This window comes from Spirillospora sp. NPDC048823, from assembly GCF_043198445.1.
Lineage (GTDB): Bacteria > Actinomycetota > Actinomycetes > Streptosporangiales > Streptosporangiaceae > Spirillospora.
The window spans coordinates 89,989-115,204 of sequence record NZ_JBICUT010000014.1 but is presented as its reverse complement, the minus strand read 5'-3'; the positions used below and the strand labels follow the sequence as shown (position 1 = coordinate 115,204).

The 25,216-nt window shown below is 65.9% G+C and carries 20 protein-coding genes; 3 read left to right on the top strand and 17 right to left on the bottom strand.

Annotated elements, in window-relative coordinates:
* Positions 1-3: 3 nt before the first annotated feature.
* From ACGFK0_RS28040 to ACGFK0_RS28005, 8 genes are all read right to left on the bottom strand, one after another.
* Entirely contained in the window at positions 4-894 is an 891-nt protein-coding gene (locus ACGFK0_RS28040; RefSeq protein WP_392910011.1) for a hypothetical protein, read from the bottom strand.
* Positions 891-1,778: a type II secretion system F family protein gene (locus tag ACGFK0_RS28035; protein WP_392910009.1), complete on the bottom strand. Its 888-nt coding sequence runs from the start codon at positions 1,776-1,778 to the stop codon at positions 891-893. The genes ACGFK0_RS28040 and ACGFK0_RS28035 overlap by 4 nt, the downstream gene beginning before the upstream one ends.
* Positions 1,775-3,151, bottom strand: coding sequence for a CpaF family protein (locus ACGFK0_RS28030; RefSeq protein ID WP_392910007.1), 1,377 nt, complete (start codon positions 3,149-3,151; stop codon positions 1,775-1,777). Before ACGFK0_RS28030 ends, ACGFK0_RS28035 begins: the two co-directional genes overlap by 4 nt.
* Positions 3,148-3,957: a hypothetical protein gene (locus ACGFK0_RS28025; RefSeq protein WP_392910005.1), complete on the bottom strand. Its 810-nt coding sequence runs from the start codon at positions 3,955-3,957 to the stop codon at positions 3,148-3,150. Before ACGFK0_RS28025 ends, ACGFK0_RS28030 begins: the two co-directional genes overlap by 4 nt.
* The gene (locus ACGFK0_RS28020; protein WP_392910002.1) at positions 3,954-4,547 is read right to left on the bottom strand and encodes an SAF domain-containing protein; all 594 of its coding nucleotides are present in this window, start codon (positions 4,545-4,547) and stop codon (positions 3,954-3,956) included. Before ACGFK0_RS28020 ends, ACGFK0_RS28025 begins: the two co-directional genes overlap by 4 nt.
* 887 nt (positions 4,548-5,434) lie before the next feature.
* Entirely contained in the window at positions 5,435-5,815 is a 381-nt protein-coding gene (locus tag ACGFK0_RS28015) for a hypothetical protein (protein ID WP_392910000.1), read from the bottom strand.
* A gap of 702 nt (positions 5,816-6,517) precedes the next feature.
* Positions 6,518-6,895, bottom strand: a complete 378-nt coding sequence (locus tag ACGFK0_RS28010; protein ID WP_392909998.1) for a very short patch repair endonuclease — start codon at positions 6,893-6,895, stop codon at positions 6,518-6,520.
* 395 nt (positions 6,896-7,290) lie between these two features.
* The gene (locus tag ACGFK0_RS28005) at positions 7,291-8,571 is read right to left on the bottom strand and encodes a DNA cytosine methyltransferase (RefSeq protein WP_392909995.1); all 1,281 of its coding nucleotides are present in this window, start codon (positions 8,569-8,571) and stop codon (positions 7,291-7,293) included.
* A 262-nt stretch (positions 8,572-8,833) separates the two neighbouring features.
* Between ACGFK0_RS28005 and ACGFK0_RS28000 the strand changes: the two genes are divergently transcribed.
* On the top strand, positions 8,834-9,709 hold the full coding sequence (locus ACGFK0_RS28000) for a hypothetical protein (protein ID WP_392909993.1): 876 nt from the start codon (positions 8,834-8,836) through the stop codon (positions 9,707-9,709).
* A gap of 474 nt (positions 9,710-10,183) precedes the next feature.
* Here ACGFK0_RS28000 and ACGFK0_RS27995 read toward each other — a convergent pair whose 3' ends face one another.
* The 4 genes from ACGFK0_RS27995 to ACGFK0_RS27980 all read right to left on the bottom strand — a co-directional run bounded on the left by ACGFK0_RS27995 (position 10,184) and on the right by ACGFK0_RS27980 (position 18,517).
* The gene (locus ACGFK0_RS27995) at positions 10,184-11,932 is read right to left on the bottom strand and encodes a hypothetical protein (RefSeq protein WP_392909991.1); all 1,749 of its coding nucleotides are present in this window, start codon (positions 11,930-11,932) and stop codon (positions 10,184-10,186) included.
* A 14-nt stretch (positions 11,933-11,946) separates the two neighbouring features.
* Positions 11,947-14,985 carry a helicase C-terminal domain-containing protein gene (locus ACGFK0_RS27990; RefSeq protein ID WP_392909989.1) on the bottom strand — a complete coding sequence of 1,013 codons (3,039 nt, stop codon included), beginning with the start codon at positions 14,983-14,985 and terminating at the stop codon, positions 11,947-11,949.
* Positions 14,972-16,165 carry an RNA polymerase sigma factor RpoD/SigA gene (locus ACGFK0_RS27985; protein ID WP_392909987.1) on the bottom strand — a complete coding sequence of 398 codons (1,194 nt, stop codon included), beginning with the start codon at positions 16,163-16,165 and terminating at the stop codon, positions 14,972-14,974. The genes ACGFK0_RS27990 and ACGFK0_RS27985 overlap by 14 nt, the downstream gene beginning before the upstream one ends.
* A gap of 1,674 nt (positions 16,166-17,839) precedes the next feature.
* Positions 17,840-18,517 carry a GntR family transcriptional regulator gene (locus ACGFK0_RS27980; RefSeq protein WP_392909985.1) on the bottom strand — a complete coding sequence of 226 codons (678 nt, stop codon included), beginning with the start codon at positions 18,515-18,517 and terminating at the stop codon, positions 17,840-17,842.
* Between the two features lie 119 nt (positions 18,518-18,636).
* Between ACGFK0_RS27980 and ACGFK0_RS27975 the strand changes: the two genes are divergently transcribed.
* Together ACGFK0_RS27975 and ACGFK0_RS27970 are read left to right on the top strand one after the other, a co-directional pair.
* Positions 18,637-19,395, top strand: a complete 759-nt coding sequence (locus ACGFK0_RS27975; protein WP_392909983.1) for a CoA transferase subunit A — start codon at positions 18,637-18,639, stop codon at positions 19,393-19,395.
* Positions 19,382-20,068, top strand: a complete 687-nt coding sequence (locus tag ACGFK0_RS27970; protein ID WP_392909981.1) for a 3-oxoacid CoA-transferase subunit B — start codon at positions 19,382-19,384, stop codon at positions 20,066-20,068. Before ACGFK0_RS27975 ends, ACGFK0_RS27970 begins: the two co-directional genes overlap by 14 nt.
* Before the next feature lie 77 nt (positions 20,069-20,145).
* Here ACGFK0_RS27970 and ACGFK0_RS27965 read toward each other — a convergent pair whose 3' ends face one another.
* From ACGFK0_RS27965 to ACGFK0_RS27945, 5 genes are all read right to left on the bottom strand, one after another.
* Positions 20,146-20,958: an ABC transporter ATP-binding protein gene (locus ACGFK0_RS27965; protein WP_392909979.1), complete on the bottom strand. Its 813-nt coding sequence runs from the start codon at positions 20,956-20,958 to the stop codon at positions 20,146-20,148.
* Positions 20,946-21,767, bottom strand: a complete 822-nt coding sequence (locus ACGFK0_RS27960) for an ABC transporter ATP-binding protein (RefSeq protein ID WP_392909977.1) — start codon at positions 21,765-21,767, stop codon at positions 20,946-20,948. The genes ACGFK0_RS27965 and ACGFK0_RS27960 overlap by 13 nt, the downstream gene beginning before the upstream one ends.
* Before the next feature lie 101 nt (positions 21,768-21,868).
* Positions 21,869-23,149 (bottom strand): ABC transporter substrate-binding protein, encoded by a 1,281-nt coding sequence (locus ACGFK0_RS27955; RefSeq protein ID WP_392909975.1) that lies wholly within the window; start codon positions 23,147-23,149, stop codon positions 21,869-21,871.
* Entirely contained in the window at positions 23,146-24,324 is a 1,179-nt protein-coding gene (locus ACGFK0_RS27950) for a branched-chain amino acid ABC transporter permease (RefSeq protein ID WP_392909973.1), read from the bottom strand. The genes ACGFK0_RS27955 and ACGFK0_RS27950 overlap by 4 nt, the downstream gene beginning before the upstream one ends.
* Complete coding sequence (locus tag ACGFK0_RS27945) at positions 24,321-25,214, bottom strand: branched-chain amino acid ABC transporter permease (RefSeq protein ID WP_392909971.1); 894 nt, start codon at positions 25,212-25,214, stop codon at positions 24,321-24,323. Before ACGFK0_RS27945 ends, ACGFK0_RS27950 begins: the two co-directional genes overlap by 4 nt.
* Between the last annotated feature and the right edge of the window lie 2 nt (positions 25,215-25,216).

The following is a 25,216-nucleotide window of genomic DNA, read 5'->3' as shown; positions in this document are numbered from 1 at the left end:
TGCTCAGCCGGACGCGAGAAGTTTGGAGAAGAACGGGAAGCCGACCAGGATCACGAAGCCGAGCATGAGCAGGCTGGTCGGTACCCACATGGCGGTGGTCCGCGAGTTGGCCTCGGCGCGTGCGGCGGCGGACGCTTCGTGCCGCATTGAGGTGATCTTGGCGACCAAGACGTCATGCATCTTGGCGCCCTCGCTTCCGGCGATCTCGGCCGTGTGCGCCAGGTCGATCAGGTCGCGGACACCGATCTCCTCGCCGAGTTGGGCGAGAGCCCGCCAGGGCTGCTGCTGGGCGTGACGGGCGCGCGTCAGCGCCTCGTGGACACGCTGGAACGGCCACCCCTCGGTGATCTTCGCGGGGTTCTCCAGCGCGGCGTTCAACGCGGCTCCGGCCTCACGTTCCAGGACCACGAGTTGAAGGTAGGACGTGAAGGCGTACCGAAAGTCGCGGCGGCGCTGGCGAGCCTGGGACCGCACATTCCAGTCCGGGACCATCCACAGGATCGCGGCCAGGACGAGCCCGGCAACGACCGGGAACGTCCACGACGGTGAGCCGCCGGCCAACGCCACCAGGCCACTGAAGACGGACGGGACGACCAGCCCGGTGACGAACAGGGTCAGCTTGTCGAGCATGAACCGTTCGACCGGGCGTCCGAGCAACGGCAGATCAATCCGAGGTAGGGCGAGCAGCCCGGCTGGACGCGCGACGCGATCGGCAAGCCACCGTCCTACGCTGTCGCGGACGTTCAGACGGTCGCCGGTCGGCTGGTGGTTCGGCACGGGCTGGATGCGGGCCAAGGCGGCATCCAGGCGCGGCGGCGCGGGGCGAAGTTCGCCGATAAGCATGATGAGGCCGACAGCGCCCAGGCACCCGGCGACAGCGGCGATCACGGTCACAGCTCGGCTCCCCGGTCGGCGGCGGCCGTGCGACGGGCAGTGCGCAGAAACCGAGCCCCGGTCGACAGCGCCGCCAGCTGCCGCATCCACCAGAGTCCCGCCGTGTAGATAGCGACGACCACGGCCATGACCGTCTGTCCGAGAGCGGTGCTGTAGGGCGCGGCGAACGTCTGAGACGAGGCGAACAGCGCGCTCAGGGCGACGACGGACGCGACGATGACGATCAGTGTCGTACGCAGCCCCGCGCGTTCGGCCTCGACGTCCCGGCGGACGAGAACCTCGTGTTCCACCGCGTCGGCCAGTAGGCGCAACGCCTCCCGCGTCCCGGGACCGCGCCGACGTGAGGCCAGCACCAGCGCGCAAGCGATCAGATCGGCGATTGGGTCGTCCAGCTCGTCGGCGAACACCCGGAGCGCCTGCTCGGTGTTGGCGTGGTTGTTCAGCCGTTCGGCCAGGACGGTCACCGGGGCGCGGATCGCCTCGGGCGCGATGCGGGCGCTGTCGGCCAGGGCTTGTTCCAGTCCGCGGCTGGCGCCCATCATCTCGGCCAGTCGGCGGGACCATTGCGCCAGTGCCTCCAGGCGCGCGATCCGGCGTTGCGATGCCCGTCCCGACAGCATCGGCGGAACCGCATACACACCGGCACCCATCGCGAGGGCGGCAACCGGCCAGCCGGACAGCAGAAATACCGCGAGGGCCGCCACGGCAGCGGCGAGCAACCGATTACGGCGTCCCGGCCAGGCCGACGAGCGCAAAGCCATCTGCAACCGCGATGGCGGGCGCGCTCGCCGTTCCGCGGGCTCGGGCGCACGAAGTCCACCCACGAGCGTGAGGACGGATCCGGCGGCGCACACGCCGGCCAGGGCGGCGAGCACGCTCGTCACAGCCAGCCCCCTGCGTCCGGACCGGGATTGAGCATCTCGGGATCGAAGCCCTGCGCCACGAGTTCATCGAGGAGGGCGCCGCTGATGTGCCCACCCGCCGGGGTGGCTCGTCCGTCGGGCCCAGGGGTGAAGATGAGGTTGCGGGTCGGTTCGACCGCGTCCGCCGGTGGCCCGATCTCCATCACCTGGGACACGAACCGTTTATTGCTCGCCTGGTCCCGCTCCAGGTAGACGATCACGGGCTCGGCCAGCCCGAACATCAGGTGCACGTCATCGGCCCCGAGGCCGAGATCGGCACGGCGGCCGAGTTGGACAACGCGGCTGAACACGTGTTCCGGCCGGTGGACGTGAAGGGTGCACATCGAGCCGCGAGCCCCGGAGTACATCACCTCCAGCATGGGCGCCAGCTCTCCGTGCCGCGCCTCGCCTACGATCACCCGGTCGGGATTCAGGCGCAGGCACGCCGGCACCAGGTCCTGCAAGCGGACCTCGCCCGCGCCCTCGGCGTTGGCCTGCCGGGCCTCCATGGCGACGACGTCGTGATGGCGGTGCGCCAGGCGCGGGTCGTCCAGGAACAGCTCGAAGTCACTCTCCAACGTGATGACCCGCTCCTCGGGCGGAATCTCGTTGGCCAGCGCACGTACCAGCGTCGTCTTGCCGGTGTTGACCTCTCCGCACACGATGACGTTGCGCCGGGCCCGGATCGCCGCTTTCAGGAACGCTTCCAGGGGCTCAGTCAGGGTGCCGATGTCGGTGAGCTGCCGCAGCGTGACATCGACCAGCCGGTGCACCCGGATCGCCAGATGCGGGCGCCTGGACACCCAACCCACCACGGCCAGCCGGACACCGTCAGACAGCGCGGCGTCCAGCAGCGGCGAGGCGTGGGAGAACTCGCGACCGGTGTTCCCGCGGCGCGCCAGCAGTTGAACCCACTCGATGAGGTCGTCATCGGTTTCGGCGACCGGTGGCCCTGGTCGCTTGGTGCCGTCGGTGTAGCTGATCCAGGTCTGTCGGCACCCGTTGACGACGATGTTCTCGACGTCGGAACGGTCCAGGTAGGGCTGCAATGGGCCGAGCCCGAACCTGCGGTCGAAGACCAGCCGAGCGATCTCGCGCAGCGCCTCCGCCGACATCACCTTTCCGGACGTCAGCAGCCCATGCGCCCACGCCTGGACCTGCGCGTCGATCAGCTGCCGTGCCCGTATCCGGTCGATGCCATCGGTCAGGACGTCCACGAGCTGCGCGGACACCTCACGGACCGCCGTCCACACGTTCGCGTCGTCCGCCTCATCCGGCGAGGCTGTTCCAGCGGACGCGGGGCCGGCGTAGCGGACTCCCTGCGGCCTGGCGAACGTCCAGCCGGACGCGCTCACCGGTCGCCCCGAGCACCGGCACCGGATAGGACCGGACCGCTCTCGCCTGCGATGTCCGTCGACGATGACTCGGTGGTCGCGCGGAGGCGCCGACCGAGACACTTGAACGACCGCAGAAGCAGCGACGTCCTGAAGGTCCTGCGGGGCCGAGCACCATCCGAGAGGACTTGGGCATCGGTAGGTGAGCACGGCAGTTCAGCCAGCACCGGCGTCCCAAGGACGCGTTCGACTTCCGCTGCTCTGTAGGGCCCATCCACGAGCAGACACAGTCCGATCGTCGCGCGATCGCCCAGTAGATCCTTCAGGGCGTCGAGTCGTGGACCGGCGACATCGACCTGCGTCAACGTCGGCTTCAACACCATGACCACGGTCTGCGCCGCCCGCAGCAAGGCGCCCGGTGTGTCCCGGCCGCCGATGCGCCCGAGATCCGCGATCACATCGCCTGGCCGCGAGGCCAACACCTCTGCCAGTCGGCCCCACAACGGCTCTAGGCGCACGCCGTGCCGAGGATCGCGGACACCATGCAGCACCGTCGCGGAGTCCGCGCCCGGGATGGGAACCAGATAGTCGTCCAGCGGAAGCGGGACGTTCGGACCGGACTCTGCGGCCATTGCCAAGCCGAGCAGCCCCGGGCCGGCCGACTCGCGGAGCCGGTCCGCCATGAAGCCCGGCAGCACACGGCGCCCCATCGGGTCGCATTCGGCCAGCAGCGCTTCCCCCGGCCATGTAATGGCCAGCCCCAACGCGGTGGTCGTGACACCCGGCGATCCGCCCGGCGAGACCACGCAATGCAGCGCCACGGTCAACCCCGCCTTTCCGTCACCACGAGGACGACCATCCCGGCGGCCGCCTGCCGCGCCACGGCGCTGCTGTCGGCATCGGGCACGATCAAGGACACCGTCATCGCGCCCTCGGCGTCCGGCCCGTCCACCTCATCGACCACCGCAGCGACGTCCCGCAGGGCGGTGGTGTGGGCGCGGCTCTGCGAAGCGCCGGCCACGGGCTCCTGTCCCTGATTGCCGAAGGTGAACACCACTCGGACACTCCAGCCGGGAGCCAGCCCGGGCGGCATCGCGCTCGCCTTCAACGGCACGGTGACCAGTGCCCGTCCCTCCGGAGGGCTCTGTTCCGCGGTCAGCTGCGAGGCCGCGAGGAGCGTCCCTTTCCGCAGCCCCACGGCGGCCCGCTGCCCGACGACCTGCTCGAGTTGACGGCCTGGGATCACCGTCACGCCCGGCACCACCGGGACCCGAGCCTTGTCGAGATCGGCTTGCGTGATCTTGTGCCCGACCGCGACATCACGCGCCACCCTGACGACCGAGACTCGGTTGCCCGAGGAGCGGAACAGATACACGTTGGTCGCCACAGCCAGCACCAACAGCAGCACCGCTGCCACGATCACCCCTGGACGGCGCTGCCGCGCCAGTCGCTTGGACGACGGCGCACCCGCACCGCCCACGGTCTTGGCAGCGATAGGCCCCGGCAACAGTCGGCCACTCGATTTCATACCTACCCTTATCCGTAAAGCGCCTGCGCCTCGGCCACCCGCAACCGGAAAGTCGTGGACCGGCTCAACGGCGGAAGGGCACCACCGGACCCATCCGAACCACGCCACGTGCCGCCCCACAGCACAGTCACTCGCACCCGATACGCCCGACCGGGCTCATGCAACGAAGACCGCGCGAAGGTGTAGGAGCAATCGGTGCGCTGCGACGCGGCCGACCGCGTCTTGTCATAGGCCGTACCGGGTCCCGAGCAGCGGACGACCGGCTCGCCGGGTCCCGGGGCGATCGTCATGCTCTGCGGACGAGCAGTCACCTCAACCCACGCGTTCCGAGCCGACACGCGACCGCTCAGGGAATGCCAGTTGGTCACCCAGAACCACTCCGGCAGCCCAACCAGGCCACCCCTCCGGCGCGGCGGCGCCGTCCGCACCACCGGAGCCGGAATCGGCATACGCGCCCACTTGATCAACGCCAGCTCGGCCGGAGAGACCTTGGACGCGTTGCCGCCCTCGCCTGCTTTCGGGCAGACCACCTGCACGTATTCGCTCAGTGTCTGGCAATCACGCGGCCCCGGCTCCTGCGGAACATCCGCGTGGTTCCCTCTCGGTGCAGCGGCAGACGTTCGCCCACCGCCTGCCGGCCGCCCGCCATCCTGGGCACCGAAGTTATAGCTGTACAAGTTCGCGTCCGGCGGCAGCGGATCTCGCGGAGGCGGCGCCGCAACGGACGAGCAAACAAGAAGACCAACCCCGAGCATGGGCGCAACGACTTCCACCCGTCAGCACCCTTCCCCGATCGTGATAGATTTTCTGACCCGCCACTGGCCATCAGCTCCCTTCACCAGCAGCGCCTTGGTGCTTCCCTCCCGGACCCCACGGTTAATCTTCTTACCTGTGATCGAGTGTAGAATTCCAGCGTTACTGGAGTCCTGGCAGTCAAACACCGTGGCGCCACTCGCAGTCAACTGAACACTCTTTATGCGAACGGCAACCTGGCCGTAGGTCGCGATGTGCTGCTTCTTCATCTCTTCAACACGTCGCAGCACACGCGAAAGCTGGGGGTCGACCATGACCGTAGCGAGGTCCCGCTTACGAAACTCGGCGGGAAGAGAGTCCGCGCGGTCGAGCATCGCGACAAATTTTGTGTACGCCGACGCCACGGCGTGCTCTTCATTCGCGTTTGACAGTGAGGGCCGTGGCGTACCTGAATCCGTCAACGAGGGCAAAGCAACCGCCCTGGACTCTCCACCACAGCCTGGGGTCACCAAGACAGCACCCGCGATACCAAGGCAGCAGAGCCGATTCACTACTCGCTGACAAGTACCAGACAAGTCTCCACCTTCATGGACTTGATCACACGGCCGGTCACGGTGGACCTCCATGACCGCGAAGCTATAACGACGTCGAGCGATCGTAGATGGAGACTGGGCACCTCGACTGCCAGTCACGGCACCCCGAAGGTAAATCTCTCCACAATGAGGCCAGACGATTTACTCGCGAGTGAACAATAGGCACGATTTGGACATCAGGCCGTAGACCGAGGAGCTGCATGGAGAGGCGCCGGGAAGCGGTTTCCTCAAGGAGGGTGATCCGCAGAAAGGAGTGCACGCATAAAATTCAGTAGAAGCCGACGTGTGACTGGTCAGCAGGTTGAGGTGGGGTGAGTCGGTCTCAGGCGGCGGAGGGCAGCCATGGCTGCCGGTTGATGAGGCGGGGAGGGCGTCCCGGAGGCCGATGCCGTGTTTCGCGGTGGTGGCGTCGACTGGGTGAACCGAACCCATCCGATTGGTCGAGACACACCAGGTCCAAACGGCGCGATCCTCGCTCTGGCCGAACTTGCTCAACGCCCCCAGACGCGGCCGCTACGCGAGACGACCTCGGACTGCTTGAGCAACACGGTCGGCAGCCTCCGCTGGATCCTCGTGCTCCCACACGCGAATGACGAGCCAGCCGGCGTCGGCGAGCCTTACGTCCGTGTCCTGATCCCTCGCACGGTTAGTCGAGATCTTGTCGTCCCAGAACTGGCCGTTCTTGCGCGCTGGTCGGTAGTGCTCCGGACACCCGTGCCAGTAGCAGCCATCAGAGAAGACAGCGACCCTAGCCCTGGTGAAGACCAGGTCGGCTCGTCGCCTTAGGCCCTTGACCGGAGCCGTATCCACCCGATACCGGAGCCCGAGTCTGTGAGCGGCCGACCGCAGCGCGAGTTCCGGCTTGGTGTCTCGGCTGCGGTTGGCTCGCATGACCGTACGGACACTGGGTGAGCTCGCCCATGAGCCATCAGCCTTCTCGGCAGCAACGAGAAGTTCTTGCTCAAACGCCATTCGCCAGGCCGTCGCGAGGTTACGTGCTCTCGTCGTCTCCGATACCTCACCAAGGTATTTCTCGGTCGTCTTACCGCCATCAGACCAGCGCAAATAGGCGCGGATCCGTCGGGTGTTGGGAAGGACCTTGAGCTCAACTGAGGCGCGGGCAGTACGGCCGCCGCCCAGTGCGACGAGACGGCGACCACGCCCGCCGGCGGCACGATCCTGCTCAGCCGTCCGCGATGCTCGGCTAAGTCCTGGACGGCCCTTCCACGCACGCGCCGGTGGTGGCCTGTCCTTCCACCGGCCACGCCCATCGTCGGTCGATTCGGTCATGTGTGCTGTTCGGCTTCCTGTAGGACTGTGGCGACCGCCTCAGCGAACACCTTGCCGAGCAGCACCGGCACCGCATTGCCGAGTTGTCGCATCTTCTCCCCGCGGGGACCGCACAGTTTCCAGTCGTCGGGGAAGGTCATGACACGAGCGGTCTCGCGTACCGTCATGTAACGGTGGCTGCCGTCATCCAGCATCATCACCGACTCCCCGCCGGGTACACCGTGGACCCCCGCCTTGACCGTCTTCGCGGGCCGGTCGAGTTCGTTGGGCGTGTGCCCGGGATATATTCGGGCGTCCGGCCAGCCGATGTGATCGGTGAAGCCCCCCAGGAAGTACTCCTTGCGGTCGAGACGCTCTACCGGCGGCAAGGGCTTCTGTCCATCGATTCCCTTGAGAGCGTCTCGGAACGTACGCCACGGCAGGAGCCGTTCTCCGTCAAGCGGTTCGGGTGTCTGTCGCGGGACCCGTGCCATAACTCTCTCTCGGACCTCCCTGGGGACTTCGGGGTGCCGGTCCCAGTAGGCACCGCTGGCCATGTCCTCGTGCAGGCTCGCCTCGGAGTGACGGGGCCGTACGAGGTCTTGGAAGCGGTCCCAGTCGATCCCGAGGTCGCGCCGAAAGGCGATGAGGATAACTCGGTTCCTGATCTGCGGGACGCCATAGTCAGCCGCGTTGACGGGGAAGTGCCGCACGTCATAACGCGCGTGGGGCTCAACGGTCGCGGTCTCCAGCATGTGCCGAAGTACCTCGTCATGCTCACGCCAGGCGGCGCCGTCCCTCCGCTCCTCGAACGGAAGTGAGAGCTCGCGCTTGATGTACTCGAAGTACGGCGCGAACGAGGGCCGCAGGAGCCCTCGGACGTTCTCGCAGACGACGGCCTTGGGCTCCATCTCCCGGATGGCCCGGAACATGTGAGGGAACCCGTTACGGTCGTCCTCGTCACCCCTGGCCACCCCCCCGAGACTGAAGGGCTGGCACGGCGGTCCACCGGCGAGGAGGTCAACCCTCCCCTTGAGGTAGTCGAAGTCCACCTTGCTGACGTCGCCCTCGACCAGTGGGGGGCGATCGCCCGGCCCGGGGATCGGCGGGACGTCACCCTCAGCGTCGTAACGGTCCGCCCTGTTCTCCACGAGAGTCTCACAGGCGCGCTTGGCGTACTCGTTGAACAGCAGCGGCCGGAAGCCGGCGTGCTCAACCCCCATGGCCAGCCCGCCACCGCCCGCGAAGAGTTCGACGCTGGTCCTGGAAGACGAAGTGGAACTTGACTGATCAGCCATGTGGAAAGCGTACCGCGGAGCGATCGTCTCGTTGGGCAGCGCCCAAAGATTCCTTCGAACCCTTGAGTGACTCGGGTCAGCCCTGCCACCTCTTGATCGCCCACCACTCCGACGGGCCTGGACCTCCCAAACCTGCAATAATCGGGCCGAGACCACGCCGGAGCCGACGCCGGAAGCGGTGAGAGAAACTGCAGATCATGATCACTGGTCTCGCTGACCGCGTGGCGACGGCGATCCGCCCCGAGCCAGGACGGGACCTCGCGTGAGCAACCAGTTCAGCAACCAGTTCAGGCTCAGCATCACCGAGGCGCTGAGCACGCAACTCTACGCCGCGCTGGACCGCCTGGAACCAGCGCCACTCACGCAAGAGAACCTCGACGCACTCCCCGCGCATGCCCAGAAACTCGGGTTGCCGAGCATGTCCGGCGTCTATCAGCTCTTTCGCCAGGAGCCCGGCAAGGAACGCGAACTCACCTATGTCGGGAAGGCCGATCAGCCGCTACACAAGCGCCTTGGAGACCATCTATTCAAGCTCTCAGGCAGGGTCGGAATCTCTCTCGACGAAATGTCATTTCGTTGCCTGTTCGTCGAAGAGGATCTATCCGCCGTCTCCCCTGAAAAGATGCTGATCAAGCGCCACCTCAAGACCGGAAGGATCGTGTGGAACAACCGGGGGTTCGGCATCAACGACCCCGGTCGAGAGCGAGACTCGACCAAAAATAGAGAGAATCACTTTGACCTGGAATATCCAATCGATCTCTCTAGCGAAGTCACAGGCCTCACCCCGGGCCCCCAATCACTTCAGGCGGTACTCCAAGCCATCAAGGACGGACTTCCGTTCAACTTCCGGTTCCAACAGCGCTTTCCGCCGTTTCGCACCATGATCGTCACCGTCCCTGAAGAGGAGATGACCGCAGACCAGGCGTTCCGGTTCGTCTCGCAGCACATGCCCGAGGGGTGGCAGATCAGCGCACTGGTAGGCTGGGCGATTATGTACAAGGATAATCAAAGGACGTATCCCAGCGCCTTTCGCTACTACCGCACCGACGGCGTTGTCGAACAAGAGCCGGAAACACGTAAGCCAAATAAGGGCGAACTGGAGGATGAGGTTGATGGTGGCGATGAGCACCCCCTCTAAGAGTTCACCCAACCGACCGCGATAGCAGGTAGATCGTACAGCGCGCATCGGTCGTCGTCTTTTGTTACTCCATGGCTCCGCGTTCAGGCACGTCAAGTTAACGGCCGATCTGGCATATTGGGGTTGTTCGGGTGCCGGAGGCCACGTAGGCGGCGAGGATGAAGTCGAGGTGTCGATCAAAGTTGTTGCGGGCCCGCTCGTAGCGCATCGTGGTGCCTGGGTCGGCGTGGTGTGCGGCGATCTGTATGTCGCGGAGGTCGACGCCGTAGGGTGGGAGTGTCGGAGCATGCAGACTGCCACCGCGTGATCATGGGTGTGTGTGAGGACGACCGAAGATCGCGTGGTGGTCAGCGGGCCCAGCGTAGATCCTGGACGGCGGCAGACGGTGCTGGAGGATCTGCTGGGCCGCATGGCCTGCAGGTTCAAGCGGGTAGAGACACGACGGCGCGGGGCCTGCTGGAGGGGCTGCTCGTGTCAGGCTGGTCGAGTCGCGGCTAGATAACCTTGGTTGCCGAACAGGTGCCTCCTGTCGAGGAAGCGATTGAAGTGGTTGCAGGTAGGTTCACCGAGGTGCAAGCAGGCGTGACAGGCTCCTCCGTTCCGGCCGCATGCGGGGTCCAGCGCGCAACGAGATTCGGCGGAGACGAGCGTATTGAGGAACTTGTCTAGGTCGTTTTCGAAGACGGCTTGAAGTCCACCTAGTACGAAATCGCCGCGGGTGGCCGCGAAGATGAAGAAGGTGCAGTGCCGAGGAACGAGATACTCGCCTAGACCCTCGCGGTCGACGCCGGCGAAGACGGCGAGCTGCCTGATGGCGCGGTGGGCGTATGAGTGGGTCAGCGTCAGGAGATCCTCCCCGAGTGACCGAGGGCCTGGGCCGGATTCGGTGAAACGATTCGGGATGTTGGCCCGAGCGATAGCCGTGCGGGTGGCTCGCTCGTCGTCGGCCGCAGGGAGATGGTGTCCCCTGTGGACTAGCCAGTCGTAGACGCGGACCGGGTCGAGTTGGAACATCAAGGCTTCGGCCTTTTGCAGGTCAGCGTAGACCCGGTAGCTGTTGCCCTTGCCGTGGAAGCGGCTCAGGCGGGCTTCGCCTGGGTTCAGTCCGCCACGGGTGAAACCGTAGACCGCTTTGAGGACGGGAAACCGGTCGACTAGGTCGACGTTGGAGAACCCGGCCCGCCGCACGGACGCGGGATAGTCTCGCTCGAAGAGGCTCCGTGCCTCGTCGGTGATATTGCCAGTGACAAGGTCGGGGACTCTGATCCGGGACTCGCTTGTCGCGAGCGCGATGTCGACGGCGTCTCGCTCGGCGGCCTCGATCACGGGACCAGCCGCGTGCGTCAAGTGCCCGAGGTCATCCTCATCGGCGAGTTCTCCAGCCGCCTTCGCGTGCGCCGCCAGTTGCTCCGCGAGTTCGCGAGAAAAGTTCTTGGCCAGCAACTCCTCGACGAAGGACGAGCCCGTTGTGCGCTGGATGTCTGGTGTCCCCTCGAAACCGCCGAGAGCCCAGGCTAGTGCTCGTCGTTGGCCACCGCCAGCGGTCAGTCTCCGCATCTGCTCCATGCTCGCCGGGTTGATGAGGACGAAAGTCTGGGGAGAGTAGACGCTGGTCGCGCGGTGCACGTTGTAGGTGAGGAGTTTGGCGCCACGTCGATCGGAGTATTGACGACCGCACGGACACACGCGACTACCGAGCCCGCGCTGCAGGACCCGGTCGCATTGGGGGCAGTCGAAGACGATTCGCGCCGCTTCGATGCTTGACTGATGGCGCATTCGTGTCTCGTGATGTACTGAGCAACGTGGAATGTGCGGCGCTTCAAGGCGACCGCATTCGTGGTAGCCCACGAAGTGCAATTGCTGCCAGTTGTCGTGACCGCCGCCACATTTCTTCGGGCTGCCGGTCTCTACGCGGCGGCAGATTCTGCAGACCCAGACTTCGGGGAATCGTTCGACCCGGACCCCCTGATGCCGGTTGACGCTCACAACTTCGATGGACGCCCGTGAATAGAGCGATTTGACCACGCTCGGGTCGAGACCGCCAGCCCCGGCCGCCCAGCCCTCCATCTCCTCGATCAGTCGCCGTCGGATGAGGCTGTCCTCGACGTCGAGGGCGATCGGATCCTTCCACTCAACCGACTTCCAGACACCACGCCGGAGGTCACCCGTTTGTTCAGGGAGGAACCCATAGAGAATCTGCGTTCCGCTGCGCTGGTCTTTCATGGGAGTCTCCGGTATTAGTCGTCGCTGACGGGGACCTGGGTTTCGACATCGCGAAGTGAGAGCATGGGCCGACGGTCGCGGTCGAAGAGCTCGTTCGGGAATCTCGCTCCGAAGCCGGTGTCCTCAAGCCGCGCGAAATAGGCCTCCAGTTGTTCCATGACGTCGTTGAAGGCCAGATGCTTGGTTTCATCGATGCCAAGGGCGGCCGCGCAAGCCCGTGCCTCCTCCTCGGCTCCTACTCCGATGGTGGCGAAGTACCTGCGGAGCAGATCGACGGTTGTCAGGCGCTTACCGGAAGACTTCGGTTCATGAATGAACAGACGGCGTGATTCGATCGCCGCGGGTGTCGTCAACTCCAGGACGCGTCGGCTCGATCGGGTCACGGGTATCGGTTCGACGAATCGGTCGCCTTGCTGGACGAAGGGCTCAAAGTGGGAGAACACCGTGGCGTCCCGCTCCCGCCCGATCTTATGAATGACATAGATCAGGCCAGGGTGAGCACGACCGACACGTGCAGTGGCCTGGATGAACTCGGCCGTCGTCAGCGGCACACCCAGCACGGTCATGATGTTCAGGCGGTTGACGTCGACGCCGTGAGACATCATGGAGGACGCCGTTACCACATGGACGCGCTCGTCGAACTCGGCCTCGGGTTGCTCAAGTCGTTCGAGCGCCTCCCGAACCTGCTCGAACTGAGTCTGTCCGGTCAATGACACGACATTCAGCGGAGCGACTGGTACTTGGGTACCGGTGGAACGCAGGGCGGCCTCGACGTCGCGGACGGTGTTCCCATAGATGACGTTGGTGCCATACAAGTCCAGCAGGAAGTCCGAGAACCTTGAATCTACTCCAACTTCGGCGCACACGTCTTCTGGTTGCTCGCGCAGACGCCGGACGGACTGCTGAAGGATCGTCAGCGTGCGATCGTTGACCCACTCAAGCGTCACCCCGCGAGGCCATACGGCGACGAACCTGCGCAGTAGCTGGTCAGTCTCCCGGCTCCAGAACGACTCACGCGCCGATGGGCCGGGCACAGGGAACACACGTCCTGGCCTCTGGTAGAGGACCTCGACCTGCCGGTTGTAGCCGGTCAGTGTCGCCGACGATGCGATGATCTTTGGTCGAGTCCCGGTGAGCTGCTCTTGAAGCGAGTCCATGAGCGACTCGTAATGGGAGTCGACAGCGCCCAACGAATCACGAAGCAGGTGGAGTTCGTCCTGGAGCCGGAAGGACGGTGCGAAATCAGGGCGCTCGCCGTCCTTGATCCGCTCGACGTCGGCTTTGCAGCCCGGCACCAGGCAGCCATTGGGCCGAGTACTCCGCAGAGCGTAGGTGTAGCCGTGCATCGGCCGTGTGCATCTGCCAGCGGGGCCTTCGAGGAAGCCCCGCATGTTGGCCTGCATCGCAATGAGCGACGCCTTGTCCAAAGTGCCGATCACCACTGTGGGTAGGAAGCGGTAGATCTCCTGGTCGACAATGTAGAACGGCAAGGGCTCGCCGCCGCTGGGGCAGTCGCCGGCACGGCAGAGATGCTGAAGCGTCCAGATCCTGCGGTTGAACTTGGTGTAGACGTCCTTGGCGCCACAGAACGGACACGACGTCAGGATGAGATATCGCGCCGGCATGGCATCGTCCTCGACGTCGATCGGGTTGAAGTCCGTCGGCTCGATGGGGATGGCGTTCGGGGTGGCGTTCGCCCCCACGAAGTAGCCAAGAGAGAGCGGCGCCCCAGCGACATTGTGATCTCGGCGGACGAGTTCGGCCGCCCCCAGGGCGTCGGCGAAGCGTTGGGTCTGCTGGAGCGACAGCATCCGCAGGGGGAACCGGCTCCACGCGGTGATACCCGATCTTTTTCCCCGCAACCGATCGTAGAAAGCGGCGAGAACAAGGAGCGCCAAGTAGGTTTCAGTCTTGCCGCCACCGGTGGTGAACCAGACAGTCTCGACATGATTCCAGTCGGTGTCCGCCTTGACGAAGCTGGGCAGGACCGAAAGGACGAAGCCGATCTGGAACGGTCGCCACTGGTCGTACTTGCCATGTGAGGCTCGTGCCATGGCGAGATTCATCAGTGAGAAGGCGTACCGAAGTCGTTTGTCCCGCTTAAGGGCAGCCAGACCTCGGTTGAGTCGGTCAAGCTCGTCACGGTAGTCGCCCGCAGCCTGACTCGCTTGCGCGACCATCCCTGGCTGCCATCCCTCGTCACGGGCACGACGAGCCAGCTGGGCGTCCGACCAGTGAGCCTCGCCCCAGGCCTGGTACGCCCGGAGTAGGCCGGTGAGACGAGCCACTGGATCGGAGGCAAGCCCCTCGAAGGTCAGATCGAGGACCGCCGGATCGGTACCGCCAAAGTTGTACTCCGGCCGCTTCCGATCGACTACCACGGTGTCGGTGGTCACGAGCTTGCCGCCGGGGCGCAGGGCAACGCCACAGTTGATCCCGATGGCTGGCAGACGCCGGTCGTATCGGAAACTGTCGGGCAGGGACTCCAGCTCGAACGGCACGGTCCGTAGTCCGGTGATCTCCAGCTCCACCTCGAACAGGTGGCGCTCGCCTCGCTTGCGCACGTCGTCGGGCGTGACGTTAACCAGCTCGATGACCAGTTCGGGCGTTCCGCGCCATGACTCATCGGTCACTCGCAGTTCGGCGACCACACCAGGAGCCCCGACCGCCTCGAAGGCATCCGCGACGGCCGTTCCGCCGAAGGCTCGGTTCTCATCGCCGGGTCGCACGTCGATGGGAACGCTGATCTGGATCCCGTCGGTCTTCTGCCATTTGTCACCGCCGAGCTGATTCCAGGCGACGGCCTTGATCGTAGCGGTGAATGACCAGGCGCTGTCGGCCACCGGCCGCGCACGCATTCCGATCGCGCACGGATCCATGCGGCGCTCACGCTTCACCGACTTGGCTGCGTCACTCTCCGGGGCAAGTCGACCCAGCCAGAAGACGCCGGCCGGGTTGGCGTCGAGCACGGTCCGCCCATCGCCGCGACCTTCGGCCGTTACCCGGTCGTTCAGCCAAGCGACGAAACGTTCGGCCGCCTCATGCCACTTCATTGCGGCCCTCCAAGTAGTCGTGAACTAGGGCGGCGACGATGGCGTCCTCCCGGATGATCGTCAAGATGCGCTTCTCAAGCTGCCGAACGCGTTCGCGGGTGATCTTGAATTCGCGACCGAGATCCTCCAGGGTCATCTGCTCATGGCCGTGGAGCCCAGCGCGCCCTTCAAGGATCCGCGTGAACCTCGGGTCGTAGTTCTTGGCGATCTCCTCGATGCGCTTCTCGATCGCATGGAACACCGCAGTGTCGAGAACCTCGTCCTCCACTGATGGGCCCACCTTGTGCAGGACCAGCGAGCCCAGAGTGGAGCCATCTGGATCGTCGGAGACCACGGTGTCGAGATGCACAAGAGGTGAGGCGAACTCGATGATCGCCTTGAGGGTCCCCGGATCCTTTCCCAGGGCCTGGGCGATCTCCTCCAAGCTCGGCAGTCGACCGTTACGGGTTTCGAAGTCTCCGCGGTAGCGGACAACCTGTCGCCACTGCTCCCAGACATGCACGGGCAGCCTTACCGACGTGCTCGTGTCCGCTATGGCTCGTGAGATTGACTGCCTGATCCACCAGGTGGCGTAGGTGGAGAACTTATAGCCCAGGTTGGGGTCGAACTTCTCTGCGGCCCGATTCAGCCCCCGCATCCCTTCCTGCGTGAGATCGTCAAGCTCCAATTCACCGCTCTGGGGTATGAAGCCCTTGGCTATATCAAAAACGAGCCTGCAGTTATTGACTACCATGGTGTGTCTCGCGAGATCACCGTCGTTGGCCAGCGACCTGAGCTCGGCGGAATCCTCGCCGCGAGCGAGGGCCTCTTTGGCCTGGAGTCCGATCTGAATGCGGCGCCCGAGCGCGACCTCTTGATCAGCATTCATGATCCGGTGCTTGCCGAGCTTCCCTGGCATCGCGTACCGCATCTCAAAAGCCGACTCTCCGCCGACACTTCCCGCGCCCGACTGGGAAGGTGAAAGCTCGGAAGGCGCTCCTCCCGAGCCGATCGTCAGCTGCGCTGACTCCTCCAAAGCCCTTGCTTCGAGTAGCAGACCAAGGAGGTGCGCCGCCTCCTCGGCGCTAAGCCCGCGTCGGCTGGCGACCGTGACGACATGAGTGCGCGTTAAAGGCCCGACGCGCTCGGCATCCTCCAGCAACGCCGAGTAGGCGCGCTCGACCAACTCATTGACTTTCATCGTGAGTTCCTCCCGCAACCCACAAGGCCGGCTTCTCCGGCTCGCCGCAGTCCACACCGCGAAATCCCCTGAACAGAAAACGCACCATATTCCCGGAAAGAACGACAGGTCAAGGGACTATAGGGCGAGAATGCGAAGAGTGTGTCCCGGGCTCCCTGAAAAAGTCATGAAAGGTGCTTGTGTGCGATTCGTTGACGAGCCATTTAGGACTTGCTAGGCTCAGGCGCGAGCAAGAAGATATCGAATTTCACTCTACGTCCACGACACGCGTCCGATGTCCGGTTAGTCGCGTTGTGGCCGAAGGAGGTCACTGTGCGCGGGTTGAGCGGTGCGTCCCGCTCACCTGCTGGGATCAGTAGTGGCCAGAATGAGCACCGCCGTCTGGGGAGATCGTTGCCACTCAGAGCGGATAACGCGCGGACGTTTCATCGGGGCCTGCGACCGAGGGCCCGTACGCATCTGCCGCACGTACGGGCGGGGGGAGCCGACGTGAACTCCTGTGGATGTGAGGCTCCCATGACCGTCCACACAGGTCACACTGGTTCGCTTGCGACGAGGCGGGTAGGTAAGCCATGTGTGGTCGGGTGCGTGTCGCCACCGACGCGCACCCGGCGCGATCATCCGGTCGTGAACCGGGACGGGATTGTTAGTTGGCAGCGGTGGGCGGCGGGGTTGTGGGTGCAGCCATGCGCGCGGTTTCCGGTAGGGGGTACGCCGTAGACCGGCGCACGATCCCGTTTCGGCGGACCCGATCGCCGCAGCCGCCGCGTCGTGCTGGGTGCCGACGATCTCGGACGCAATCGTGATTACGCAGGAACGCGTCACCTCCGCAGGGCCAGCGCAGCCGCCACCGGCCTGGTGCCGGATGCGCGGACGTCTTACCGAACCCTTGCGGCTGCCCGTCCGTGCCGTCCCGGAAGACGGGGCGCGAAGCCAACCTCCGCCGCCTCCTCGGCACACCCGAGATCCCAGTCGCCACCGCCGTCCACACGCCCGCCACCTCACCCGACGGCCCAGCAGGCCAGGTGTGGCAACTCGCCGGAGCCACCGGCCGCAGGCATCGCCTCGTCGACCTGGTCACCTTCTGGGGCACCGCGCGGCGGTGCGAGTCCGATACCGACCGATGCCGCTAGTGATCGGGGCAGCGGCCGCGCTGCTCGGCCTGGCCGCCGTGCTCGGCGCCGTCCTTCCCGGGCTCGGGAGCGGGACTGGGGCCGGGGCATGCCAGCCCGCTCCCGGCGGGTCCGTCAGCGACATCCCACCCGCCTCTTTGAGCCTCTATCTCAAGGCCGGCAGGGAGTACGGGATCGGGTGGCACGTCTTGGCGGCCGTCGGGAAGGTCGAGTCCGATCACGGGCGCGGGACCGGCCCCGGCATCGCCTCAGGCGCGGAACCACTTGGGGACGACGCCGCGAATCAGAGCCGGTCGCCAAGCTCCCAGAACGGGCGACCTACGACCTGACGGTGTAGCACCCGGTTCTCGTGACGGAGCCCCAGCAACTCGACGTCCTGAGCAGATCAGGCCGGACCAGCATCACCAGTAGTACGAACAAGCCCCCGAAACCAACCGGTACAGCGGAGAGGACAACACCCGCGGTGGTCGCGTTTACTGCCGCGACCACCGCGTCAAATCCCCAGCTCAGAGCGTCAACAGAATTACGGACGGTACAGGTTTCAGGAGACGACGAGCCTGCCGATGAGCAGTTCGGTCGTCCGGTTGAAGTGCTCGCTCAAACGCTGAACGGCAAGGTCGGCGTCCCGCGCGAGTGCGGCCTCGCACAGTTCGCGATGCTCGCAGGCCACGTCGCGCTTGCTGCCTTCGGTCAGCGGAGCGGACAGCCGCCGGTACAGCTCGCTCGCATCGAACAGCGAATCGCAGATCTCCAGCAGCATCGGCATCTCGCAAGCGGAGATCAGGGCGCGGTGGAAGTCACGATGGGCCACCGCCCATTCCTCGGTCGTGTGGTCGGGGTCGTCGGGCGCCCTGGCCGGTGTCTTGACCAGCAGATGGTGGGCGGCCAGCACACGTGATTCCCAGGCGAAGTCCCCGCGGGCGATGGACTCGCGCAGCGCGTATCCCTCGTTGAGCACGCGAAGGTTCGTCAGCTCACGCAACCCGGCTTCGGTGAGCTCGGCGACGTGGAAGCCCTGGTTGTGTCGGCTCCGGACGAGACGCTGCTCCGCCAAACGTGAAAGCGCTTCGCGGATGACGCTCACGCTGACCCCGTAGGTCAATCGCAATTCGCTGGGCTTCAGCCGTTCGCCCGGCGCGTACACGCCGTTGAGTATGGCGCGGCGGAGCTCGTCGTAGACGTGACTCGCCAGGGTCTCGGCAGTATGCGTGCGGGCCATGCCACGACCTTATCGAATCTCGCACCGATGTCCACTAATCACGTCGAGAGTCGATTCTTCCTGGCCTTGCCAACTATAGTCGTCTATCATTATCAGAGTCGATTCTGGCGGAGGCCTGGATGTCGAAGATCGTTTCCGAGCCGCTGGAGGCTCTCGGCGAGGTCAGGGATGGCGCGGTCGTCGCCGTCGGCGGGTTCGGGCCCGCCGGCGTACCGCTCACGCTCATCAATGCGCTTCTGGCCACAGGTGCCCGGGAGCTTCATGTCGTGACGAACAACGTGGGCGACGGATGGGGGCTGGGCGAACTGCTCCGGGAGGGCCGCATCGCGCGGCTGACCATGTCCTACACGGGAGAGAACAAGGACCTGGCCGACCGGTGGCTCGCCGGCGAGCTCGAGATCGAGTTCACCCCGCAGGGGACACTGGTGGAGCGGTTGCGCGCGGCGGGTGCGGGAATTCCCGCGTTCTACACCGCGACCGGTGCGGGGACACTGATCGCTGATGGAGGGCTGCCGCTGCGCTTTCGTGACGGCGAGCCGATCTCCCGTACCCAGGCCAGGGAGCAACGCGAATTCTCCGGGCGAAGATACGTCCTCGAACACGCCCTGCACTGCGATCTGGCTCTTGTGCACTGCTTCTCCGCCGACGCGGCCGGGAACCTTCGCTTTCGCGGCACCGCACGCAACTTCAATCCGGTGATGGCGACGGCCGCGACGACGACCGTGGCGGAGGCGGAGTCCGTTGTGGCGTTGGGACGTCTGGCACCGGACGATGTGCACCTTCCCGGCGCGTTCGTCACCCGGGTGCTCGGCGGGGTCCCGGCCAACGATCGGATCGACAAGCTGATGACGACGGAGGTCCTCGATGAGCGTCACTGAGCAGCATCCCTACCGCGCGGACCGGCCCCGCGATGTCATCGCCCGACGCGCCGTGCGCGAACTGAGCGATGGACAGTGCGTCAATCTCGGCATCGGCATCCCCACCCTCATTCCCGGGCTCTTGCCGGCCGACGTCAACGTCATGCTCCACTCCGAGAACGGCATCCTGGGGACTGGCAGATACCCCACCCGTGGCGAGGTCGACCCGGACCTGATCAACGCCGGCAAGGAGACCGTCACGGTCGTCCCCGGCGCGAGCTTCTTCGACTCGGCCCTGTCGTTCAGTCTCATCCGCGGCGGCCATATCGACATCGCCGTGCTCGGCGCCATGCAGGTCTCCGCCCGGGGCGACCTCGCGAACTGGTGGGTGCCTGGCAGCCTGGTCAAGGGCATGGGCGGCGCGATGGACCTGGTCAGCGGAGCCCGCCGCGTCGTGGTCACGATGGAGCACACCGACCGCAACGGCCACTCCAAGATCGTCGACGCATGCACTCTGCCGCTGACCGGTGTGGGCGTCGTCGACCGGGTCATCACCGAGCGCGCCGTGTTCGATGTCGGCGAGACGCTCCGCCTGGTCGAGCTCCTCGACGGCTGGTCCCTCGATGAGGTGAGGGCGTGCACCGCGGCGGCGTTCGAGGTCGGCCACGAGGTCGCGGAGGCGTCCAGGACCTGATCGCAACGGTGTGCGATCGTCTGCGGGGCGGTCGCGGATGTGTCGTCCGCGACCGCCCCGCAGTTCGTCGTCGAGTGTCAGTGGTCAAGTGCGGTTCCCAGATAAGCCGACATGACCTCGGGATGGTTGCGGACCTCGTCCGGTGAGCCGTTGGTGAGCAGCCGGCCGAAGTTGAGGACCACCAGCCGGTCAGCGGTGGACATGACCATGTTCATGTCGTGCTCGACGAGCACCTGGGTGCACGAGCCCTCGGCACGGATCAGCCGCATGACCGTAGCCATTTCCTCGGTCTCCTCATCGTTGAGACCGGCCGCTGGTTCGTCCAGCAGGAGCAGACGCGGCCGGGCGACGAGCGCCCGGGCGAGCTCCACGCGCTTATTGACTCCGTAGGGGAGTTTCCCCACCTCACGACCGGCCATCGGCCCCAGCCCCAGGTAGTCGAGCGTCTCCATGCAGACTCGGCGATGATGCCGTTCCTCCCGCCGCGACCGGGGCGTGGCGACGAGCGTGGACAGCACGCCGGACTTCATCTGCTGATGGCATCCGAGGAGAACGTTGTCGAGTGCGGTGAGCTCTGGGACGAGTTGGAGATTCTGGAACGTCCGTGCGACGCCGAACTCGACGAGCCGATGCTGCGGAACCTCCAGCAGGGACCGGTACTCCCCCGAGACGGTGTGGACCTCGACCTTGCCCTCGTCGGGGGTGTAGACCCCGGTGAGCACGTTGAGCAGGGAGGACTTGCCCGCGCCGTTCGGCCCGATCAAGGCCAGGATCTCGCCGGTCGGTGCGTCGAACGTGACGTCCTTGAGCACCTGGTTGCCACCGAAGGCCAGGCTGATGCCGCGGATGCGCAGGATCGGCTGAGTGGGGGTGTCGGTCATTGCAGCCATGGCAGGGCCTTCCGGTCGGGCGACGTGCCGGTGGCGGCCAGGTCGCGGGACGTGGTGATGTCGTCGTGCGAGCTGCCGAGGTAGAGATCGCGGATGCTCGCCGAGCCGCCCAGGTCCGCGGGTGTGCCTTCGGAGATGACGCGTCCCCGCTGCAGGATGTAGGCGTAGTCGGCGAGCTGGAGTGCGAGTTCGATGTTCTGCTCGACGATCATGATCGCCAGTCCATCGGCCGCCAGTTTGGCGAGGACCTCGCGCACTTCGAGGATCGCTACCGGGGACAGCCCGAGGCTGGGTTCGTCGAGGATGAGGAGTTTCGGGGAGCTGACGAGCGCCCGCGCGATCGCCACGATCTGCTGTTGTCCGCCGGACAGCAGGCCGGCGGCCTCGTTGCGGCGCTCCGCCAGCAGACGGAACTGATCGAACATCTCCTCTGCTCGGGCTCGCGCACGCCGCCTCGGCAGGCTGGCCGCCCCGAGCAGGATGTTCTCCTCGACGGTCATGCGCTGGAACAGCCGTCGTCCTTCCATGACCTGCGTGAGGCCGACGGCCACCGCGGCGGTGGGGTTGCCCTGCGGCAGCGGCTCGCCGAAGACCTCCACGGTTCCGCTCGTGACGGAGCCGCGGTGGTGGGGAAGTAGGCCGGACACACCACGCAGCAGTGTGGTCTTGCCGGCGCCGTTGGCGCCCAGCAGGGCCACGGCCTGACCGTCCTCGACCTTGATCGAGACATTCTCCAATGCTCGGATCGATGCGCCATAGCGCACGGTGAGGCCTTGCACCGACAAGACGTTCGTGGTCACGGCTGTCACGGCTCGGTTCCTGTCCTGGTGGATCTGTGTCACGGATCTGCTCGGCACGTCCCTGCCGCGGACGCACCGGGCCGGGACGGCGTGCTGGTCGTGCTCGGTCGCTAGTGCTTGGTGCTGGAGTAGTAGTCGTCGATGAGCCCGGAGGTGAACCACGGCTTGACCACCTTGAGGAATCCCCTGGTCGACCTGTCAACGGTCACGATCGTGTCCGCGTGGTGGGGGACGCCGGCGGTCTTGGAAGCGGGGTCGAACTTCAACAGGTCCGGTCCGAGGCCCTTGGACGGGACCTCCAGCGAGGCCAGCGCGTCACGGATACCGCCGCGGTTAAGGCGGCCCCCCTTGGCGGCCTTGGTCAACGCGTTGTAGAAGATGTAGGCGGCCGTCCACCCGATCAGCGCCGGCGGGTTGTCGACGGAGTCGGGGAAGTCCTTCTTGAGCTGCTCGCGAGCGAGGTCGATCTGCTCGCCTCCGATCGCGGTGACCGGCCCACCGTAGGCGATGGTGACCTTCTTCTGGAAGGCGTCCGAGATCGGCAGACCGAACACGGCCGGCGCGAACGTCGGCTGGAGACCGAGCCAATCCCAGTCGGCGCCGGCCGACTGGGCTTCGCCGAAGAAGCCGAACGTGGCGCCGACGGTGCTCGCCATGATGACCACGTCGGGCTTGGCGGCCTTGATGCTGGACAGCTGCCCGGAGAAGGACTTGTCGGTAGCGGCGTAGGACTGCGCGGTCACGATCTTGAAGCCGAGCCTGCCCGCGGCGAACTCCAGCGCGGACTTGGCGCCCTGGCCATAGGAGTCCGCCTGGTAGAAGAGCGCGACCTTCGGGTTCTTGTGGCCGGCGTCGTTGATGTACCAGTCGATCCCGTTGATCGTGTTGTCCTCGTAGGTGGAGCCGGAGTAGAAGACTCCGTCCTTGCGGTCGAGTTCGCTGGCGTTGTTGGCCACCAGGGGCATGCAGTCGGTCGCGATCTGCGCGGCGACCGCGTTGGTGGCCGCCGAACCGAAGCTCAGCGGGATGCCGGCGACCTTGGAGGACAGCTCGCGGTAGGCCTGAACCGCCTTCTGCGGATCGTAGGCGTGGTCCTTGACCGCCAGTTTCACCTGCCTGCCGTCCACGCCGCCGAGTTTCTGGTTGGCGTAGTCGAAGAACGCCTGGACGCCCTGGGAGAAGGGCACGCCGCCCGCGGCCACCGGCCCGGACAGGTCGGTGAGGATGCCGAGGTCGATCGACTTGTCGGTGATTCCCGTGGTCTGGCCGCAAGCCGCGGAGTCCGTGCTCGAGGAGGAGCTGCCGGCGGAGTTGACCCCGCCGCAGGCCGCGAGGGTGACCAGACCCGTGGAGGCAACCAGCAGCCTCATCCAGCGTGAGTTCGGTGTCATCGGACCGTTTCCTTTCGGGTTGTCGCGTGGTGGGAGCGGTCGGAGATGCGAGTCACGAGCGCCGCCAGCCCCCGCGGCTCGATGACCATGACGACGATCAGGGCGGCGCCGTACAGGACTGAGGTGAACTGCTCGGGTGACAGACCGGCGCCGGTGGCGCCGTCGGTCACCAGCGGGAGGTAAGGCGCGAGCTTTTCCACCAGTTCAGGCAGCGTGAAGAGGATCGCTGCGCCGACGAGTGCGCCGTAGACCGAGCCGAGGCCGCCCAGGACGACGACCGCGATCATGTCGACGCACATCATCAGGTCGAACTGCTCCCACGAGACGAACGACTGCTGACCGGCCCAAAGCCCGCCCGCCAAGCCGCACAGGACGGCGGAGAAGACCAGCGCAGTGCCCCGGTACCGGGCGGGGTCGATACCGAAACTGCGAGCGGTCAGGCTGGAGGAACCGACGACGTGCAGGGCCCTGCCGGTACGGGATCGCAGTAGTCGCGTGGCCGCGACCACCGTGATCATGAGGACGATCGAGCACAGCACGAAGTAGGTCAGGGCCCGGTCCACGACCAGCCCGCCGATTCGCGCCGGTCCGGCCAGGTTGATGCCGAAGAAGGGCACGTCGGTGAGCAGGACGCCCGAGGTGCCTCCGGTCCACGGAGTGGCGATGCGGAACACGTGCTGGCCGAGGAAGGCCAGCCCGACGGTGATGATCGCGATGTAGACCCCGCCGAGCCGGGCGGCGATCGGCGCCACCGCCCAGCCGAGGACGAAGCAGACCGCGCAGGCGGCCGACAACGAGATCAGAAGGTTCGTTTCGGCGACGTTGTTGAGGTAAGCGGTCATGAACGCCCCCGTGCCGATGAAGCACGACGCACCGAGGTTCACGATGCGGGCGGGACCGGCGAGCACCGTCAGTCCGATCGCCGCGATCCCGAAAACGACGGCCGTCGTCGCGACCGACATCAGGTCGCCGGGCCCGTGGACCGCGATCGCAACGAGGATGACGGCCAGCACCCCGGGCTTTTCCGGCAGGCGGCCCGGCAGGCTGGACGGCGCCTTCGCCCATAGGCCGGCGCGCGGTGCTGTGGCCGGTGTTGTGGCCGGTGTTGTGGCCGGTGTGCGCCCGCTGGATGGCGAAGCGGCGAGATGTCCGGTGCCGGGCGAATCGGTGCTCATACCCTCGACACCTCCCGTCGGCCGAGCAGCCCCTGCGGGCGGACGAGCAGTACCAAGAACATCAGGACGTAGGGGACGACCAGTTGGTAGCCCTGCCCGAGCACCTCGGGCTGCCAGGCGCTGGAGATGGCCTCGGCGTAACCGACGAGCAGCCCTCCCAGTACCGCTCCTGTCAATGAGTCCATCCCGCCGAGCACGACGGCGGGCAGGGCGCGCAGGGCCCAGGTGAAATTGGACTGGTCCAGGGTGCGCGGGTGCGTCCCCACAAGAACACCGACGACAGCGGCCAGTCCGGCGGCGATGATCCACACGGCGGCCAGATTGCGGCGCAGGGAGACGCCCTGGGCCTGAGCCGCCTCCGGATCTTCGGCGCACGCGCGCATGTTCAGCCCGAAGCGGGTCCGCGCGACCGCGGCACCGAGAACGGCGAGGATCACGGCGGCGATGCCGATGATCCACAGATCCGAACGCGCGACCGAGTTCCCGGCGACCTTGACCGATTCAGTCCAGGGGGAGCCGACTTCAAGGCTGTTCAGGGTCCACTTCTCGTGGCTGCTCAGCAGAGCGCGCAGCGCCAGGTCGAAGCCGATGGTGGCGACCACGATGGCATCGGGCGACGCACCGAGCAGGGGGCGCGCGATCGCACGGTAGGCGAGCCAGCCACCGGCGCAGGTGATCGCGACGGTCGCAAGCGATGCGAGGCCGAAGGACCACCCGAGGCCGTTGGCGCCGAGCTCGTAGGCGCAGTAGCCGCCCAGCACGACCAGGGCTCCCGCCGCCAGATTGATGCCGTGCGACGCCTTGAACACCAGTGCGTAACCGAATGCCATCAGGGCGTACAGGCTGCCGACGGCGGCGCCGGCGACCAGGATGGTGACGAACCTGTCCATGA